Source organism: Micromonospora sp. L31 (assembly GCF_052068075.1).
In the GTDB taxonomy this organism is placed as follows: Bacteria; Actinomycetota; Actinomycetes; order Mycobacteriales; family Micromonosporaceae; genus Micromonospora; species Micromonospora purpureochromogenes.
In genome coordinates this window covers 1,073,840-1,089,853 of record NZ_JBQHDC010000001.1, presented here as the reverse complement: position 1 = coordinate 1,089,853, position 16,014 = coordinate 1,073,840, and the positions used below count along the sequence as shown (strand labels likewise).

Annotated in this window: 14 protein-coding genes; 6 read left to right on the top strand and 8 right to left on the bottom strand. The window is 74.8% G+C overall.

Annotated features, from left to right (window positions below; all coding sequences use genetic code 11):
• Positions 1-28: 28 nt before the first annotated feature.
• The 5 genes from hpf to mtrA all read right to left on the bottom strand — a co-directional run bounded on the left by hpf (position 29) and on the right by mtrA (position 5,884).
• Complete coding sequence (gene hpf / locus ACTMS9_RS05295; RefSeq protein WP_441147000.1) at positions 29-655, bottom strand: ribosome hibernation-promoting factor, HPF/YfiA family; 627 nt, start codon at positions 653-655, stop codon at positions 29-31.
• A 246-nt stretch (positions 656-901) separates the two neighbouring features.
• Positions 902-1,609 carry a ComF family protein gene (locus ACTMS9_RS05290; protein ID WP_441147002.1) on the bottom strand — a complete coding sequence of 236 codons (708 nt, stop codon included), beginning with the start codon at positions 1,607-1,609 and terminating at the stop codon, positions 902-904.
• Positions 1,610-1,616: 7 nt separating this feature from the next.
• The gene (locus ACTMS9_RS05285) at positions 1,617-3,443 is read right to left on the bottom strand and encodes an LpqB family beta-propeller domain-containing protein (RefSeq protein ID WP_441147004.1); all 1,827 of its coding nucleotides are present in this window, start codon (positions 3,441-3,443) and stop codon (positions 1,617-1,619) included.
• The gene (mtrB, locus tag ACTMS9_RS05280) at positions 3,440-5,104 is read right to left on the bottom strand and encodes an MtrAB system histidine kinase MtrB (protein ID WP_441164438.1); all 1,665 of its coding nucleotides are present in this window, start codon (positions 5,102-5,104) and stop codon (positions 3,440-3,442) included. Before mtrB ends, ACTMS9_RS05285 begins: the two co-directional genes overlap by 4 nt.
• 90 nt (positions 5,105-5,194) lie before the next feature.
• Positions 5,195-5,884, bottom strand: coding sequence for an MtrAB system response regulator MtrA (gene mtrA / locus ACTMS9_RS05275; RefSeq protein ID WP_441147006.1), 690 nt, complete (start codon positions 5,882-5,884; stop codon positions 5,195-5,197).
• A gap of 225 nt (positions 5,885-6,109) precedes the next feature.
• On the opposite strand from mtrA, the gene ACTMS9_RS05270 reads away from it, so the two are divergent.
• From ACTMS9_RS05270 to ACTMS9_RS05250, 5 genes are read left to right on the top strand one after another with little or no spacing between them, the layout of a single operon-like run.
• Positions 6,110-6,961, top strand: coding sequence for a hypothetical protein (locus ACTMS9_RS05270; protein WP_441164251.1), 852 nt, complete (start codon positions 6,110-6,112; stop codon positions 6,959-6,961).
• Positions 6,958-7,626: a DUF4129 domain-containing protein gene (locus ACTMS9_RS05265; RefSeq protein WP_441164250.1), complete on the top strand. Its 669-nt coding sequence runs from the start codon at positions 6,958-6,960 to the stop codon at positions 7,624-7,626. The genes ACTMS9_RS05270 and ACTMS9_RS05265 overlap by 4 nt, the downstream gene beginning before the upstream one ends.
• On the top strand, positions 7,623-9,050 hold the full coding sequence (locus tag ACTMS9_RS05260) for a DUF4350 domain-containing protein (RefSeq protein WP_441164249.1): 1,428 nt from the start codon (positions 7,623-7,625) through the stop codon (positions 9,048-9,050). Before ACTMS9_RS05265 ends, ACTMS9_RS05260 begins: the two co-directional genes overlap by 4 nt.
• Before the next feature lie 59 nt (positions 9,051-9,109).
• Complete coding sequence (locus ACTMS9_RS05255) at positions 9,110-10,039, top strand: AAA family ATPase (protein ID WP_441147617.1); 930 nt, start codon at positions 9,110-9,112, stop codon at positions 10,037-10,039.
• Entirely contained in the window at positions 10,036-11,346 is a 1,311-nt protein-coding gene (locus ACTMS9_RS05250) for a DUF58 domain-containing protein (protein WP_441147014.1), read from the top strand. Before ACTMS9_RS05255 ends, ACTMS9_RS05250 begins: the two co-directional genes overlap by 4 nt.
• A 41-nt stretch (positions 11,347-11,387) precedes the next feature.
• Here the strand turns inward: ACTMS9_RS05250 and ACTMS9_RS05245 are convergent, their stop codons facing one another.
• Positions 11,388-12,425, bottom strand: a complete 1,038-nt coding sequence (locus ACTMS9_RS05245) for a stage II sporulation protein M (protein WP_441164248.1) — start codon at positions 12,423-12,425, stop codon at positions 11,388-11,390.
• A 41-nt stretch (positions 12,426-12,466) separates the two neighbouring features.
• Between ACTMS9_RS05245 and ACTMS9_RS05240 the strand changes: the two genes are divergently transcribed.
• Positions 12,467-13,459: an RDD family protein gene (locus tag ACTMS9_RS05240; RefSeq protein ID WP_441164247.1), complete on the top strand. Its 993-nt coding sequence runs from the start codon at positions 12,467-12,469 to the stop codon at positions 13,457-13,459.
• A gap of 61 nt (positions 13,460-13,520) precedes the next feature.
• Here ACTMS9_RS05240 and efeB read toward each other — a convergent pair whose 3' ends face one another.
• Both efeB and efeO read right to left on the bottom strand, forming a co-directional pair.
• Positions 13,521-14,834, bottom strand: a complete 1,314-nt coding sequence (gene efeB / locus ACTMS9_RS05235; RefSeq protein WP_441164246.1) for an iron uptake transporter deferrochelatase/peroxidase subunit — start codon at positions 14,832-14,834, stop codon at positions 13,521-13,523.
• A gap of 23 nt (positions 14,835-14,857) precedes the next feature.
• Complete coding sequence (gene efeO / locus ACTMS9_RS05230) at positions 14,858-15,991, bottom strand: iron uptake system protein EfeO (protein ID WP_441164245.1); 1,134 nt, start codon at positions 15,989-15,991, stop codon at positions 14,858-14,860.
• Between the last annotated feature and the right edge of the window lie 23 nt (positions 15,992-16,014).

The following is a 16,014-nucleotide window of genomic DNA, read 5'->3' as shown; positions in this document are numbered from 1 at the left end:
GTGACCGGCTGCGAGGGGTGGGCAGGGGTCAGATGTCGAGCGAGATGATGCCGTAGTCGTACGCGTGCCGCCGGTAGACGACGCTCGGCCGGCCGGTTTCCTTGTCGTGGAACAGGTAGAAGTCGTGCCCCACCAGTTCCATCTGGAACAGGGCGTCGTCCACGGTCATCGGCTCGGCGGGGTGCACCTTGGCCCGGGCGATGTGCCAGGGCTGGTCGTCGTACTCGTCGGCGGGCTCCTCCTCGACCCGTTCGGCCACCGCGGTGGCCGTAGCGCCGGACGGCGCGGCCAGCTCGGCCACCGGTAGATCGGCGGTGGCGGCGGCGACGGAGAGCGGCGCGTGCCGGCCCCGGTGCACGCGGCGGCGGTCGGCCGCCCGGCGCAGTCGGGTGTCCAGCTTGGCGATCGCCGCGTCGAGCGCGCTGTAGAAGTCGCTCGTGCAGGCCTCCGCCCGGATCACCGGCCCCCGGGAGACACAGGTGATCTCCACGCGTTGGCAGGTGTCGGACTGGCGGGGATTGCGTTCGTGGAACAACTCCACGTCGACTCGGATGAGCTTGTGGTCGTAGCGTTCGATTTTCGCGAGTTTCTCAGCTACGTGCACCCGGTAATGGTCCGGCACTTCGACGTTTCGGCCCTTGACCACGATGTCCACGTGACCTCCCTTTTTCGGATGGTCGTCTGATCTTCAATCCGGTCGACCGACCCTGGGAGCATCCCTGTGGCGTCGACCGGTCAGGTACGGCTACGCCTCCTTCCACCGCCGGGGGTGGGTTTGAAACCTCCTACCCCCGACAGGAAAACGCTAACTCCTGTTCGGCCGGCAGTCACCCCCAGTTGTCGAGAACGCTCAGGGATTTCACACCTCATACACCATGGGGTGAAACGGGAACACGAAGCGTCACCAATGGCGTCGTTTTTGCGTTGCGGCGAGCACCGCCGCGACGTTTGGCGTTATTCCCAGGCCCCGCAATGTGCGGGCCACCGCGGCCAGGGTCGCCCCGGTGGTGAGGATGTCGTCGAGCACCACCACGCTCCGACCGCCGGCTTCGCGCCCGCCCCGGCCCGCGCGACCCCGGAAAGCCGACGCCGCCGCGGCCGCCCGCCCGGCGCTGTCCAGCGCCACCGAGTCGGGCCGGGGCAGCGCCCGCAGCGGCCGGGCCGTCCGCACGTCCCACCCCGCCCCGCGCAGCCGCCGGGCCGCGTGCCGGGCCAACCGACCCAGGTGGTCGCCGTAGCGGGACCGGGCCGCCGCCGCGGTGTCCGGCACCGGCACCAGCAGCACCGGCCTTGCCGGGCCCACCGCCTCGGCCACCACCTCGGCCAGCAGCGCGCCCAACGGCCCGGCCAGGCCGTGCCGACCCCGTTCCTTGTACGTCAGCAGCGCCTCCCGCAACGGCCCGGCGTACGGGCCGAGGGCGTGGCAGGGCGGCAGGTCGGGCGGGGCGGGGGTGGGGCGTACCGGGGCGGGACGCAACGCCTGGAGCGCGTCGGCGCAGGCCGGGCAGAACCCCCGCCGGCTCGCCGAACCGGTCCGTCGGCAGCCCGCGCACCCGCTCGGCAGCACCAGGTCGGTCAGGTCCGCCCAGAGCCCGCCGACCGCCCGCACGACGCCCTCAGTACAGGAAGAAGGGGGCGGTCGGGCTGCCCGGGCGGACGCCGGCCGGTGGCGGCGCCACCTCCAGCACCTGGTCGCGCCGGATGGTGTCCGGCGAGGGATAGCGGTAGGCGACCCCGTTCGCCTCGTACATGATCAGCGCGCTGGGCAGCGGCACCACCGGGTTCGTCGGGTACGCGGCCAGGTGCGTCACCCGGGCGCCCACGTCGGCCACCAGCGTGGTCTCCAGCGCGCCGTCGGTGCTCACGTAGTAGACCGCCGAACGGTCCGCCGTACCGGCCACGACCAGGGTGTTCTCCGCCGCCCAGTCGACCGCGGACAGGTCGCGCAGCGAGGTGGCCACCGCGCGGGCCGGGCCGACCGAGACCAGGCCGCCGGCCAGGTTCACCGCCGCCAGGTGGAGCCGACCGCCGATCACCAGGGCGAGCCGGTGCCCGTCCAGCGAGCCGGCCACCGCCGTCACCCGGCCGGCGGCGGTCAACGGCACCGGGACCGTCCGGGCCCGGTCGTCGAAGCGGTAGAGCTGGCCGTCCGCGACCATCAGCCCGTACGGCTGGCCGGGGTCCAGCGAGCGCAGCCACACCGGCCGCCCGATCGCCCCGAACGTCTGGGTGCCCCGGTGGACGACCTGCACCGGGTCGGTGCCGGATCCGACGGCCAGCCGCTGCCGGCCGCCCGGGGCGCCGACCACCAGGGCGGCGAAGATCCTGTCGTCGACCCGGCTGATCCCGGCCGAGACGACGTTGCGGTTGACGGCCGGCACGAGCGGCACCACCCCGCTGGCCTCGCCCGGGAAACTCAGCGCGTGGACCGTGCCGTCGTAGACGGTGAACCGCTGCGGGGTGTCGTCGATCGGGTAGAGCGGGTGCGCCAGGCGGTGCTGCTTGAGGTCCGCGATCGCCACCCGGGACTGGTTGCGGGTGGTGAGCTGGAGTTGGCCGTCCAGCTCCGGCAGCGACCAGGCGAGTTGGATGCCGATCCTGCCCAGCTCGCGGTTGTCGTCACCCGGCAGTTCGAGGGTGACCTCCCAGCGGCCGTCCGTCTCGATCGCGTTGTTGATCAGCGCGGTGCGGTCCGGCAGGGGCCGGGCAGCCGGGCGCAGCCACTCCGACGGGCCGGCGAGCAGCCACTTGACCACCTCGCTGACCCGGCGTTCGTCCGGCACCGCCAGCGGCAGGTAACGCTGGTCGGCGACCAGGCGGGTCTGGTCGGAGTTCCAGAAGTAGACCGCGCTGGTCTGGTAGTACTCCCGCAGCGCCCGCTCGCTGAGCAGCAGCACGTGCGGCGGGTCGGTGACGAAGAGGCCGGCCTCCTCGGTGCCCTGCTGCCCCGGCGAGACGGCGCCGCGCAGGGTGAACCGGTACTCCCGCTCGGTCGCCACCGGGGGAGCCAGGACGCCGTTGGACCGCAGCACGCCGATCTGCTGCACCCGCAGGAGCACGGAGAACAGCCCGTTGGCGTTCTCGGTGATCACCGGGTCCTCGGTCAGCCGGACCACGTTGACCGCGACCTCGCTGCCCTGCTTCTCCTGCAGGCGGCTCTTGTTCTCCGGCGCGATGAACTGCTTGACCCGCGCGTACGCCCGGTCCGGCTCGCCCGCCGCGGCGGAGAGGAAGTTGCGGACGAAGGTCTCCCGGTCGGTGCCGGCGGCCGCCCGGGCGGGCGGCTCGCTGCGGCGGAAGCTGGACGCGCCCGCCTCCACCGCCGGCCCGGACCCGTCCACCTGCACCTCGGTGTTCTCCGGGATGCCGCAGCCGGCCACGGCCAGCAGCGCGGCGCAGAGCGCCCCGGCCAGCGTCCGCCCGCGCGGCGCCCTCACGCTCACGAGTGCACCTCCGCCCGGTCGTCGTCGGCGGCCGGGGCCGGCCCGATGGCCAGCGCGCCCTCGCCGGCGGGGCCGATCGCCAGCAGCTCGCCGGGCCGGGGACCGCCGAACGGCAACGCGGCGTCGGCCGGCACCAGCCGCAGCGGCGACGTGGTGAGCCGGTCCCCGGCGCGGGCCGGCAGGGTGAGCCGGAACTGTGCGCCCTGCCCGGGCGCGCCCCACGCCTCCAGCCAGCCACCGTGCAGCCGGGCGTCCTCCAGGCTGATCGACAGGCCCAGGCCCGTCCCGCCGGTCTGTCGGGCGCGGGACGGGTCGGCCCGCCAGAAGCGGTTGAAGACCAGCTTCTCCTCCCCCGGCTTGAGCCCGACGCCGTGGTCGCGCACGGTGATCGCGACGGCGGTCTCGTCCATGCCGAGGGTGATCAGCACCGGCTTCGCCTCGCCGTGCTCGACCGCGTTGCCGACCAGGTTGCGCAGCACCCGCTCGACCCGGCGGGGGTCGACCTCGGCGATGACCGGCGTGGTCGGCACGTCGAGGTGGATCGGTACGCCGACCCGCTCGGCCAGGCCGGCCAGCCGGTCGGCGACCCGGTGCACCACCGGCACCAGGTCGGTCGGTTCGGCGTCGAGCATGGCGAAGCCGGCGTCGAAGCGGCTGATCTCCAGCAGGTCGGTGAGCAGCTCCTCGAACCGGTCCAGCTCGGCCTGGAGCAGCTCGGCGCTGCGGGCGACGGCCGGGTCGAACTCGTCGCGCTCGGCGAAGATCAGGTCGGCGGCCATCCGGACGGTGGTGAGCGGGGTACGCAGCTCGTGCGACACGTCCGAGGTGAACCGGCGCTGCAACCGGGACATCTCCTCCAGCCGGAGGATCTGCCGTTGCAGGTTGGTCGCCATCTGGTTGAACGAGGCGGCCAGCAGGGCCAGGTCGTCCTCGCCGTTGACCACCATCCGTTGGTCGAGCAGGCCGGCGGAGAGTCGCTGGGCGGTGCGGGCGGCCACCCGGACCGGGGTCACCACCAGGCGGGTGACCAGGGCGGCGAGCAGCCCGAGCAGCAGCACCAGGGCCACCCCGGTGGCGAGCACGGTGGCCCGGGCGTCGGCGGCGGTGGCGTCCTGCCGGGTCAGCGGCACCAGGTAGTAGAGCTCCAACTGGCCGAAGCGGGTCGGCACCGGCGAGCCGTACACCAGGTACTTGGTCCGCGCGCCGCCGAGCCGGCCGGTGCGGACCTGGTGGGCGACCTTGCCGTCCGCGACGGCGGCCCGCAGCTCCCGGCTGATCAGCGGCCGGACGTCGGTCGCCGGGGAGGTCCGGGTCTCGATGATCCCCGCGTACCTGTCGGCGGTGATCGCCACGACCACCCCGCTGGTCTGCTGCGGGTCACCGCCGGCCAGGTAGTTGACCGTGCCCTCGATGGTGTCCTGGAGCTGGGCCTCCTGTGGCTGGCTGTAGAGGTTGAACTGCTTCGCCGAGTAGTCGCTGCCGCTGCGCAGCCGCAGCAGCACGTCGGTCTGGGCGTTCTCCACCAGGATGTTGGTGATCTTGTCGGCGATCAGGTAGGCGAAGCCGCCGACCAGCAGGCTGGAGGCCACCAGCGTGATGGTGACCACCCGCACCTGCAACGACCGGCGCCAGGTCTGGTGCAGGCCGAGGCCCTGAGCCACCAGGGCACGGCAGAGCACCCGCGCGGCGGGTCGCCAGCCGGCGGGGGTGCGGGAGTGGGGGGTCGGGGAGCTGGTCACGGTGCGACCAGGCTATCCGGTACCCGCCTTGTAGCCCACGCCCCGAACGGTGAGGATGATTTCCGGGCGCTCCGGATCCGGCTCGATCTTGGCGCGCAGCCGCTGCACGTGCACGTTCACCAGCCGGGTGTCGGCCGCGTGCCGGTAGCCCCAGACCTGCTCCAGCAACACCTCGCGGGTGAAGACCTGGCGCGGCTTGCGGGCGAGCGCGACCAGCAGGTCGAACTCCAGCGGCGTCAGCTTCACCTCCTCGCCGTCCCGGCTGACCGTGTGCGCCGGCACGTCGATGGTGATCTGGTTGCTGGGCGGCCCGATCGTCAACATCTCCGGGGCGACGTCCTCGCCGCGCCGCAGCCGGGCCCGCATCCGGGCGACCAGCTCCTTGGGCTTGAACGGCTTGACCACGTAGTCGTCGGCGCCGGACTCCAGGCCGAGGACCACGTCGACGGTGTCGCTCTTGGCGGTCAACATCACGATCGGCACGCCGGATTCGGTCCGGATCGCCCGGGCCACGTCGATACCGCTCATACCGGGCAACATCAGGTCGAGCAGCACGATGTCGGGTCGATTGTCCCGGAACGCGGCCAACGCCCGTTCCCCGTCGGCGACGAACGAGGGCAGGAAGCCCTCGCTGCGCAGGACGATGCCGAGCATCTCGGCGAGCGCGGGGTCGTCGTCGACCACCAGTACCCGGGCTCTCATGGGATTTATGTTTCCATCCCCGTTCAGTTCGGTGGGATCGGCGTCACCCGGCACGGTACTGCCGTGGGTGCTGTCACCGCACGTCCCACGCGGAAGACCGCCGCCGAAGGTCATCCGCGAGGGCCACGCGGCGTGCGGGTCCACCCGATCGGACGGGCCGTGTCACCATGATCCCCCGGGTGCCCCGCCGCCCGCCACCGAGACCCGTCAGGAGCAGGAGTACGCGTGCCCGACGTCGGCCCGACCGCCGTGCTCCCGAGGCGCCCCCTCACCGTCGGCGAGCTGCTCGACTCGGCCGTGCTGCTGCTGCGTACCCAGGGCCGGCTGCTGCTCCCGCTGGGCGCCCTGTTCGCCGTCGGCGAGCAGCTCCTGCTCCACCCCCTGCGGCTGGCCGCCGGCGTCGAGCCGCCGAGCTGGCTGCTGGGCGTCGACGGGCTCGCCCCGCTGTGGTTCCTGCTGGCGGTGGGCGCGGCGAGCGAGGCGGTGATCGTCACGCTGCTCGGCAACCCGGCCGCCCGGGCCGCCGGCGCCGCGCTGCTCGGCCGCCGCGCCGGCGTACGCGAACTGCTCCGCCCCCGGGGTGCCCGCTACGGCGCCACCCTGATCCTCGCGCTCCTGGTCGGCCTGGTGATGATGCTCGCCGGCCTGATGGGCCCCCTCTGGTTCGTCGCGTACGCCCTGTTCGGCTCCGTCGCGGCCGCCCTGGCGGTGGACCGGGTACCGGTGGAGCGGGCGGTCGGCCGCGCGGCACGGCTCGCCGTGCGCGGCGGCGGGCAGGCCGGCGCCGTCCGACTGCTCGGCTACCTCGGCTGGTGGATCCTCCGGATCGGCCTCGGCCTGGGCGTCCTCACCGGGCTCGACTCCCTCGACCTGATCGATCTCGGCGACCCGACCGTGGCCCAGGTCGCCGCCATCACGGTCTGGGCCGGCGTGAACACCGTGGCCTACCCGGCGCTGGCCTGCCTGGACGCGGTGATCCACCTGGACAACCGGATGCGCACCGAGGGCCTCGACATCCGGCTCGCCCGCTCCCCGGCCGGCCTCGCCGAGCCCGTCCTGCTGGCGGCCGACCGATGAGCTTCAGCCGCTGGTGGACCGAGGCCACCGCCGCGCTCGGCGACCTGCTGCCGCTGCCGCTGGCGGCGCTGCTGCTCCTGCTGGCCGTCGGGTTGGCCGCGCTGGCCTGGTACCACTGGCCGGCGTGGGTGCCGCGCCGGCTGCCCCGGCTCCGCCGACGCCGCCTCCGGCTGCCCGGCCTCCGCCTCCGGCTGCCCCGATTCCGCTTCCGGCTGCCCCGCCTCCGGCTGCCCCGACTCCGCTTCCGGCTGCCCCGCTGGCGGCGGCGCCGCCGGACCCGGCCCGCCGCCGAGACCCCGGAGCTGCCCCGGCCCCGGGCGGGCGACGCGGCACCGACCCCCGGGCCGGCGCTCTCCCTGGCCGACCGGCTGGCCGCCGAGGGCCGCTTCGCCGAGGCGGTACGGGAACGGCTGCGCGGCATGGTCCGCCGGCTGGTCGCCACCGGGGCGGTCGAGCAGCGCCCCGGCATGACCGTCACCGAGCTGACCGAGGCGGCGGCCCGCAACCGGCCCCCGGTCGACCCGACGCTCCGCGCCGCGAGCACGATCTTCTCCGAGCTCTGGTACGCCCGGCGTACCGCCTCCGCCGAGCACGACCGGCGGATGCGGGAGCTCGCCGACGAACTGGACCGGGTGCTGGCCGGCGGTCCGGAGGAGCCGCGATGACCGCCACCGCCGCACCGCCGGCCGCCCCCTCGACCACCCCGGCGGCGCCCCGGCGGCGACGCCGCTGGCACCGGCTGGTGATCCCGTTCGCGCTGGCCGCCGCACTGCTCACGATCACCGTGGTCACCCACGCGGTCGACCAGCCGGACAACACCGAGCGGGGCTACCTCTCCCCGGTGGCGACCAACGACGACGGCGGCAGCCGGCTGGCCGAGGCGCTGCGCGGGCAGGGCGTCACCGTGCAGCGGGAGACGGACACCCTGCGGGCCCTGCTGGCGCTCGACACCGGGCCGGCGACGCTCTTCGTACCGGCGCCGGAGCTGCTGCACCTGGACACCGTCGGCGCGCTGGGCGACCTGCCGCCCGGCCGCCGGCTGGTCCTGGTCGACCCGTCCCTGCGGGTGCTGGAGTCGGTGGACCTGCCGGTGGTGCGGGCCGACCGGCGCTGGGCCACCCGGGCCGTCGCCCCGGACGCCGACGGGGTGCCCTGCCCGCTGCCCGAGGCCGCCCGGGCCGGCACCGCCGCCGCCCAGCTCCAGCGGTACGCCCCGCCCGCCGGCTTCGCCAACACCCTGCGCACCTGCTACTCCGGCGGACTGGTGCACCTGCCCTGGGCGGCCGACGTGGTGGTGATCGGCGCCGGCGACCCGTTCCGCAACGACCGGATCGGCGAGTGGGGCAACCAGGCGCTGGCCACCGGGCTGCTCGGCGGCCACGGCCGGGTGGTCTGGCTCGACCTGGACGGACACGCCCCACCCCCGCACTTCGGCACCGGCCGCAGCGGCGAACCCGCCTGGTCGCCCACCCCCGGCGGCTCGACCACCTACGGCAGCGGTGACGGCAACGGCGGGCGGCCCGGCGACGGCTACCCGGGCGGCTCCGGCGACTCCGGCGACCCGTCGGAGGGCGACGGCCCGTCCGCCGGTGACGAGCAGGACCAGGGGCAGGGCCAACCGCCGGACCGGCAGAACCCGCTCTGGGCGGCGTTCCCCGCCTGGTTCTGGGCGCTGCTGGTGCAGCTCGCGCTGGCCGCGCTGCTGGTGGTGCTCTGGCGGGCCCGCCGGCTCGGCCCGCCGGTCGCCGAGCCGCTGCCGGTGCGGGTGCGCTCCGCCGAGACGGTCCTCGGCCGGGCGCGGCTCTACCAGCGCGCCCGCGCCCGTGGCCCGGCCGCCGACACGCTGCGCGCCGCCGCGCTCGACCGGCTCGCCGCCCGGCTCAACCTGCCCGCCACCACCCCGCCCGCGGAGGTGGCCGCGCTGGTCGCCGCGCGGACCGGCGGCACCACCGACGAGGCGCACGAGCTGCTGTACGGCGGGGAGCCGTCCTCCGACGCCGAACTGCTGGCACTGGCCCGGTCGCTGGACCGGGTGACCCGTACGGTCGCGGCACCCCCCGACCACCCGACCGAAGGAGACCTCCGGTGACCCACCCCGTCGCATCCGCCGCGACCGCGACCGCCGGCGCGGACGACGCCCGTGCCGCCCTGCACCGGCTGCGCGCCGAGGTGGCCAAGGCGGTCGTCGGGCAGGACGCCGTGGTCACCGGGCTGGTGATCGCGCTGCTCTGCCGGGGGCACGTGCTGCTGGAGGGCGTACCGGGAGTGGCCAAGACGCTGCTGATCCGGACGGTCGCCGCGGCGCTGGACCTGGATTCCAAGCGGGTGCAGTTCACCCCGGACCTGATGCCGGGCGACGTCACCGGGTCGCTGATCTTCGACCCGCACACCGCCGCGTTCACCTTCCGGGAGGGGCCGGTCTTCACCAACCTGCTGCTCGCCGACGAGATCAACCGGACCCCGCCGAAGACCCAGTCGGCGCTGCTGGAGGTCATGGAGGAGCGGCAGGTCTCCGTCGAGGGCGCCCGCCGGCCGCTGCCCGACCCGTTCATCGTCGCCGCCACCCAGAACCCCATCGAGTACGAGGGCACGTACCCGCTGCCGGAGGCGCAGCTGGACCGGTTCCTGCTCAAGCTCACCGTGCCGCTGCCCACCCGGGACGAGGAACTGGGCGTGCTGCGGGCCCACCACGCCGGCTTCGACCCGCGGGACCTGGCCGCCGCCGGCGTACGACCGGTCGCCACCGCCGCCGACCTGGCCGCCGCCCGGGAGTCGGTCGGCCGGGTGTACGTGGCCGAGGCCGTCCTCGGCTACATCGTGGACCTGTGCCGGGCCACCCGGGCCACCCCGGCGCTGGAGCTGGGCGCCTCGCCCCGGGGCGCGACGGCCCTGCTCAACACGGCGAAGGCGTGGGCCTGGCTGGCCGGGCGCGACCACGTCACCCCGGACGACGTCAAGGCCACCGCCCGACCGACGCTGCGGCACCGGCTGCGGCTGCGCCCGGAGGTGGAACTGGAGGGCGTCGGCGTGGACGCGGTGCTGGACACGGTGCTCGCCACCGTGCCGACGCCGCGATGACCTGGCGGGCGGCCGTCCTGCTGCTGGGGGGCGCGCTGACCCTGCCGGTGTGGCCGGACCCGTTCCTCGGGGTCGTCGCGATGACCGGCGCGGTGCTGCTGCTCTGCGCCCTGGACTGGGCGCTGGCCGCGCCACTGCACGCGGTCACCGCCACCCGGGAGGGCGACCGGACCGTCCGGCTCGGCGGCAACGCCACCGTCGCGCTGCGCCTGACCAACACCTCCGGCCGTACGCTGCGGGCCCAGGTCCGCGACGCCTGGGTGCCCTCGGCGGGGGCCCGGCCGGACGTGCCACCGGAGCGGGTCGTGCCGGTACCGGCGGGCGGCGACGCGCTGCTGCCCAGCCGGCTCACCCCGAACCGGCGCGGCGACCGGCCCGCGGTGGCCCTGGCGGTGCGCTCGCTGGGCCCGCTGGGGCTGGCCTTCCGGCAGCGCGCCGGGCGGCCGGTCACCCCGGCCTGGACCCTGCGGGTGCTGCCGCGCTTCGACTCCCGGCGGCACCTGCCGGAGAAGCTCTCCCGGCTGCGGGTGATCGACGGCATGCAGGTCACCCGGGGACGCGGGCAGGGCACCGAGTTCGACACCCTGCGCGAGTACGTGGTCGGCGACGACGTCCGCTCGATCGACTGGCGGGCCAGCGCCCGGCGGGCCGACGTGCTGGTCCGCACCTGGCGGCCGGAGCGGGACCGCCGGCTGGTCTGCGTGCTGGACACCGGCCGCACCTCGGCGGTACGCGTCGGCGACGAGCCCCGGCTGGACACCGCGATCGACGCGGCGCTGCTGCTCACCGCGCTCGCCGCCCGGGCCGGCGACCGGGTCGACCTGATCGCCGCGGACGCCGCGATCCGGGCCACGGTCACCGGCAGCGGACGCCCCGCCCTGCTCGGCAAGCTGGTGACCACGCTGGCGCCGCTGCAACCGGCGCTGGTGGAGACGGACTTCGAGCTGATCGTCGGGGAGATCCTCCGTCGGGAGCGGCAGCGCAGCCTGGTGGTGCTCTTCACCGCGCTGGAGGCCGGCGCGCTGGGCGAGGGCCTGCTGCCGGTGCTGCCCCGGCTGGCCGCCCGGCACCGGGTGGTGGTGGCCGCCGTGCACGACCCGGTACTCACCCGGCTGACCACCGCCGCGCCCACCCGGCCCGAGGACGCCTACGCGGCGGCGGCGGGCTGGCGGGCGCTGGCCGAGCGGGACCGGGTGCGCGCCGCCCTCGCCCGGTACGGCGTGACCGTCGTGGACGCCCCGGCGGACCGCCTCGCCCCCACGGTCGCCGACACCTACCTCCGCCTCAAGGCCCTCGGCCAACTCTGACCCACCCGGCGCTCCCGGCGGTCCGGGTGGCGTGGGTCAGGTCAGCGACCAGCGGGGTCGGCGGTCGGGGTCGGTCGGTGCCAGGCGCGGGCCGGGTCGGTGGAGGGCCAGAGTTCGGCCAGCCAGGGGTCGGTGCGCTCGGCGGCGACCGCTCGACGGCCGAGGATCACCACGTACCCGAGGAAGCCCAGCCAGACCATGGCCCCGAGCGCCACGCGCAGCGCGATCGGCACCGGCGCCGGGGTGACGAATGCCTCCAGCAGCGCGGAGACCGCGAAGAGCCCGACCAGGCCGACGGCGACCAGGATCGCCGAGCGGCCCGCCTCGGCGACGGCCCGGCCCCGGCTCAGGTGCGCCGGCGGCGAGATCCACGCCCACGCGGTCCGCAGGCCCACCCCGGCGGCGACGAAGACCCCGGTCAGCTCCAGCAGGCCGTGCGGGGTGATCAGTCCGAAGAAGACGTCGGCCCGGCCGTAGGAGACCATCACGCCGCCGACCACGCCGACGTTGAGCGCGTTCTGCCAGAGCAGGTAGAACACCGGCACCACCAGCACGCCGGACGCCAGGCACTGGGCGGCTACCCAGGCGTTGTGGGTCCACAGGTGGAAGGCGAAGGTCGGCGCGGAGAACTCGGTGTAGTAGCCGGCGAAGCCCGACTCGACCAGCTCGGCCGCCGCCTGCGGGCCGATGAACGCCGCAGCGGTTTCCGGGTGACCGGCGACGTACCAGATGAGGAAGCCGCTGAGCAGGCTGAACCCGGTCGCCACCGCGCACCACCACGGCCAGGCGCGGTAGACGGCGTCCGGGAAGCCGACGGTGACGAACCGGGCCACCGCGGACCAGGACGCGCCGCGCCGCCCGGTCACCCGGGCCCGGGCGCGCAGCACCAGCTGGGAGAGCCGGCTGACCAGACCCGGGTCGGGTGAGCGGCTGCGCAGCGCGGACAGGTGGGTCGCGGCGCGCTGGTAGAGCGCCACCAGCTCGTCGACCTCGTCGGCGTCCAGCCGACGCCGGTCGCAGAGCTGTTCCAGCCGCCGCCACTCGTGTTGGTGCTCGGCGACGTACGCGTCGAGATCCACTCGTCCTCCCCCGTCCGGCGCTCATAGTGTTCACTGTGCGGGTGAGAGCGCAACCACCGGTGCCCGCCGCGACCGGCGCGGCCGACCGTTCCCCGACGGGCGCTGACGCCGGCCTGGTCAGCGGCGAGGCCGTCCAGTTGGACGTGCGGGCGGCCCGGCTTGGCTCCCGGGTGCTGGCGCTGTTGCTGGACGTCGCGGTCCAGCTGGTGCTGGTGGTGCTGCTCGGGATGGCGCTGACGGGCCTGGCGCTCAACGCGCTGCCCGGCGTCGACGGGGCGTTGATGAACGCGCTGGCGACCGTCTTCCTGGTGTTGCTGCTGGTCGGCTACCCGGTGCTCTTCGAACGTTTCAACCACGGCCGCACCCCGGGCAAGCTGGCCGTGGGGCTGCGGGTGGTCAGCGCCGACGGCGGCCCGGTCGGGGTACGGCAGTCGCTGAGCCGGGCGCTGGTCGGGGTCGCGGTGGAGTGGCCCGGTCTGGTGCTGCCGCTGCTGAGCTGGGTCGCCGGCGTGGCGGTGATGCTCACCGACCGGCGCGGCCGGCGGCTGGGCGACCTGGTGGCCGGCACGATGGTGGTGCACACCCGCACCCAGCAGCCCTGGCTGCCGGCACCGATGATCATCCCGCCGCTGACCGGCTGGGCGGTCCGCCTGGACCTGACCCGGCTGGACGACCCGCTGGCCCTGGCCGTGCGGCAGTACCTGACCCGGGCGCACCGGTTCGCCGAGCCGTCGCGGACCCTGCTGGCGCGGGCACTGTGGAGCGAGGTGGCCGCGGTGACGGCGCCGCCACCGCCGGCCCGCGTACCGGAGCCGCTGCTGCTGGCCGCCGTGCTGGCCGAACGCAACCGCCGTGGGGCGCTGCGGCTGCGGCGGGCCCGCACGCTCACCGCCAGCCTCTGGCCGGAACTGTCACCGGCCCCGGCCACCCCTGCCGTACCCGTCGGGGCGACCGCGGACGCCACCACGGCCGGCCTCCGGCCCGCGGTCCCGGCCCCCCGCCCCGCGTCGAGCCCGCCGGTGCCCCCGTCCTGACGCCCGTCGGACCGGCTGCGGGCACGATGGCACGCTCGACCGGACGGCGGCGGCGGGACGGTCAGCTGAAGAGCGAGCGGCCCCACCAGTCGGCGGCGTCCCGGACGCCGGGCGGGCAGGCGAAGAGCGCGCTGGAGACGTGCCGCAGGTACTCGTTCATCACGTCGTTGCGGGCGAGCTGGGTCTGGATCGGCACGAACTGCTTGCGCGGGTCCCGCTGGTACGCGATGAAGAAGAGTCCGGCGTCGAGGCGACCCAGCCCGTCGGACCCGTCCACGAAGTTGTAGCCCCGGCGCAGCAGCCGGGCGCCGTTGTTGCGGCTCGGGTGGGCGAGCCGCACGTGCGCGACCTCGGCGATCACCGGCTCCCCGTCGTCGCCCTTGGCGTCGAAGTCGGGCTCGTCGAACTCGTCGCGGCGGCCCAGCGGCGCGCCGACGCCCTTGGTCCGCCCGACGATCTGCTCCTGCTCGACCAGCGAGGTGCGGTCCCAGGTCTCGACCTGCATCCGGATCTTCCGGGTGACCAGGTACGACCCGCCGGTCATCCAGTCCGGCCCGTCACCGGGCTGGGCCCAGAGCTGCTCGCGCAGCAGCGCGGCGTCCTCCGCCTTGAGGTTGGCGGTGCCGTCCTTGAAGCCGAAGAGGTTGCGCGGCGTCGCCTGGCCCCGCGAGGTCGACGAGGTACGCCCGAAGCCCAGCTGCGACCAACGGACGCTGACCACGCCCATGCCGATCCGGGCCAGGTTGCGGATGGCGTGCACCGCCACCTGCGGGTCGTTGGCGCAGGCCTGCATGCAGAGGTCGCCACCGGAGATCTCCGGGCGCAGCGCGTCCCCGGCGAAGTGCGGCAGGTCGGCCAGGGCGGCGGGGCGGCGATCGGCGATACCGAACCGGTCCCGGCCCTGCGCGTCCCGGAACAGCGACGGGCCGAAGCCGATGGTGAGGGTGAGCTGCGACGGCGGCAGACCGAGCGCCTCACCGGTGTCGTCCGGCGGGGCCTCCGGCATGCCGTCGACCGCGCCGATCACCCCGGCGTCCCGGCCGGCGGTCATCCGGGCGGCGGCGGCCGTCCACTCCTGGAGCAGCGCCACCAGCCGGGCCCGGTCCTTGGTGATCACGTCGAACGCGACGAAGTGCAGCCGGTCCTGCGCAGGGGTGGTGATGCCGGCCTGGTGCTCGCCGTGGAACGGCACCGCGCCGGCCGCCACGTCGCCGGCCACCGCCTGGTCGGCGTCGCGGAGCAGCGCGCCCGCACCGGCGGCGACGCCGGCCACCCCGGCGACCCCGACCCCGGCGAGGGTGATGGCCCGTCGCCGGGACAGCCCGCCCCGAGAAGCCTCGGCGGACGTGGTGGACGCGCTGCTCTGCTCGCTCATCGGTTCTCCTGTGGGACCGGCCGTCATCGGGCGACGACGGCAGCGACCTTGCTGATCGGCTCGGCGAGGGCGTTGATGCTGTCGGACAGCTCCTTGAGCTGGGCCTTGCTCAGCTCGGTGTGCAGCTTCCAGCCGTCACCGGCCCGGTGCTGCCCGAGCGCCTTCTCGACGTTGGCGAACTCCGTGTCGAGCTGGGTGACCAGCTCGGGCGAGCGCTGCTCCAGGGCCGGGCGCAGCGCGGCGATCGCGGCCTTCGAACCCTCCAGGTTGGCGTTGAAGTCCCAGAGGTCGGTGTGCGAGTAGCGGTCCTCCTCGCCGGTGATCTTGCCGCTGGCGACCTCGTCGAGGAGCTCCTTGGCGCCGTTGGCGAGCTGGAGCGGGTTGAGCTTCTCGGCGTTGGCCTTGGCCACGATCTCCTTGACGTCGGCGAGCAGCCGGTCGGCGATCGGGCCGTCCTTGCTGATGTCGCCGGACTGCCAGAGGTCCTTCTCGATCCGGTGGAAGCCGGTGAACTCCATCCCCTCCTCGATGACCTCCTCGCGGCCGTCGATCTTGGGGTCGAGGTCGCCGAAGATCTCCGCCACCGGCTCGATCCGCTCCCAGTACGTGCGGGCGACCGGGTAGAGCGCCTTGGCCTTGGCCACGTCGCCGGCCTTGACCGCGGCGACGAACTCCTCGGTCTTGGTCAGCAGGGCGCCGGTCTGGCTGGCCACGTACCGCTGGTAGCTGGCGGTGGCCTGGGCCAGCGCGGCGTCCGGCGCGACGGTCGCGGCGGCGCCGCTGACCTTCAGCGCGCCCCGGATGCCCCGGCCGCTCATCCCGGGCTTGCACGCGGTCTCGTACGTCCCGGCGGGCAGCTCGACGCGCAGCTCGCGGCTGAGCCCCGGGGCGATGTTCTCCACCTCGCCCATCACCCGGTCACCGGCGGCGTACACGTAGAACTCGTTGACCTTGCTCCCGGAGTTGGTGATGGTGAAGGTCGCCTGGCCGGCGTCGAGGGCGGTGACGTCGACCTCGCAGGTGGTGTCGCTGGCCTTGACCTTCACCGCATTGGCGCCCTTCGCGCCGTCCTGCTCCTTGCCGTCACTACAGGCGGTCACACCGGTGACGGCCAGCACGCCGGCGGCGGCGAGCACCAGGCAGCGGGTGGTACGCATCAGTTTCTGTCTCCTCGGAGCAG

Excerpts from the sequence above, each read along its gene's own strand:
- mtrA (WP_441147006.1), bottom strand. The coding sequence starts at position 5,884 with ATGAGAGCCCGGGTACTGGTGGTCGACGACGACCCCGCGCTCGCCGAG.
- ACTMS9_RS05265 (WP_441164250.1), top strand. The coding sequence starts at position 6,958 with ATGAGCTTCAGCCGCTGGTGGACCGAGGCCACCGCCGCGCTCGGCGAC.
- ACTMS9_RS05260 (WP_441164249.1), top strand. The coding sequence starts at position 7,623 with ATGACCGCCACCGCCGCACCGCCGGCCGCCCCCTCGACCACCCCGGCG.
- ACTMS9_RS05250 (WP_441147014.1), top strand. The coding sequence starts at position 10,036 with ATGACCTGGCGGGCGGCCGTCCTGCTGCTGGGGGGCGCGCTGACCCTG.
- efeB (WP_441164246.1), bottom strand. The coding sequence starts at position 14,834 with ATGAGCGAGCAGAGCAGCGCGTCCACCACGTCCGCCGAGGCTTCTCGG.
- efeO (WP_441164245.1), bottom strand. The coding sequence starts at position 15,991 with ATGCGTACCACCCGCTGCCTGGTGCTCGCCGCCGCCGGCGTGCTGGCC.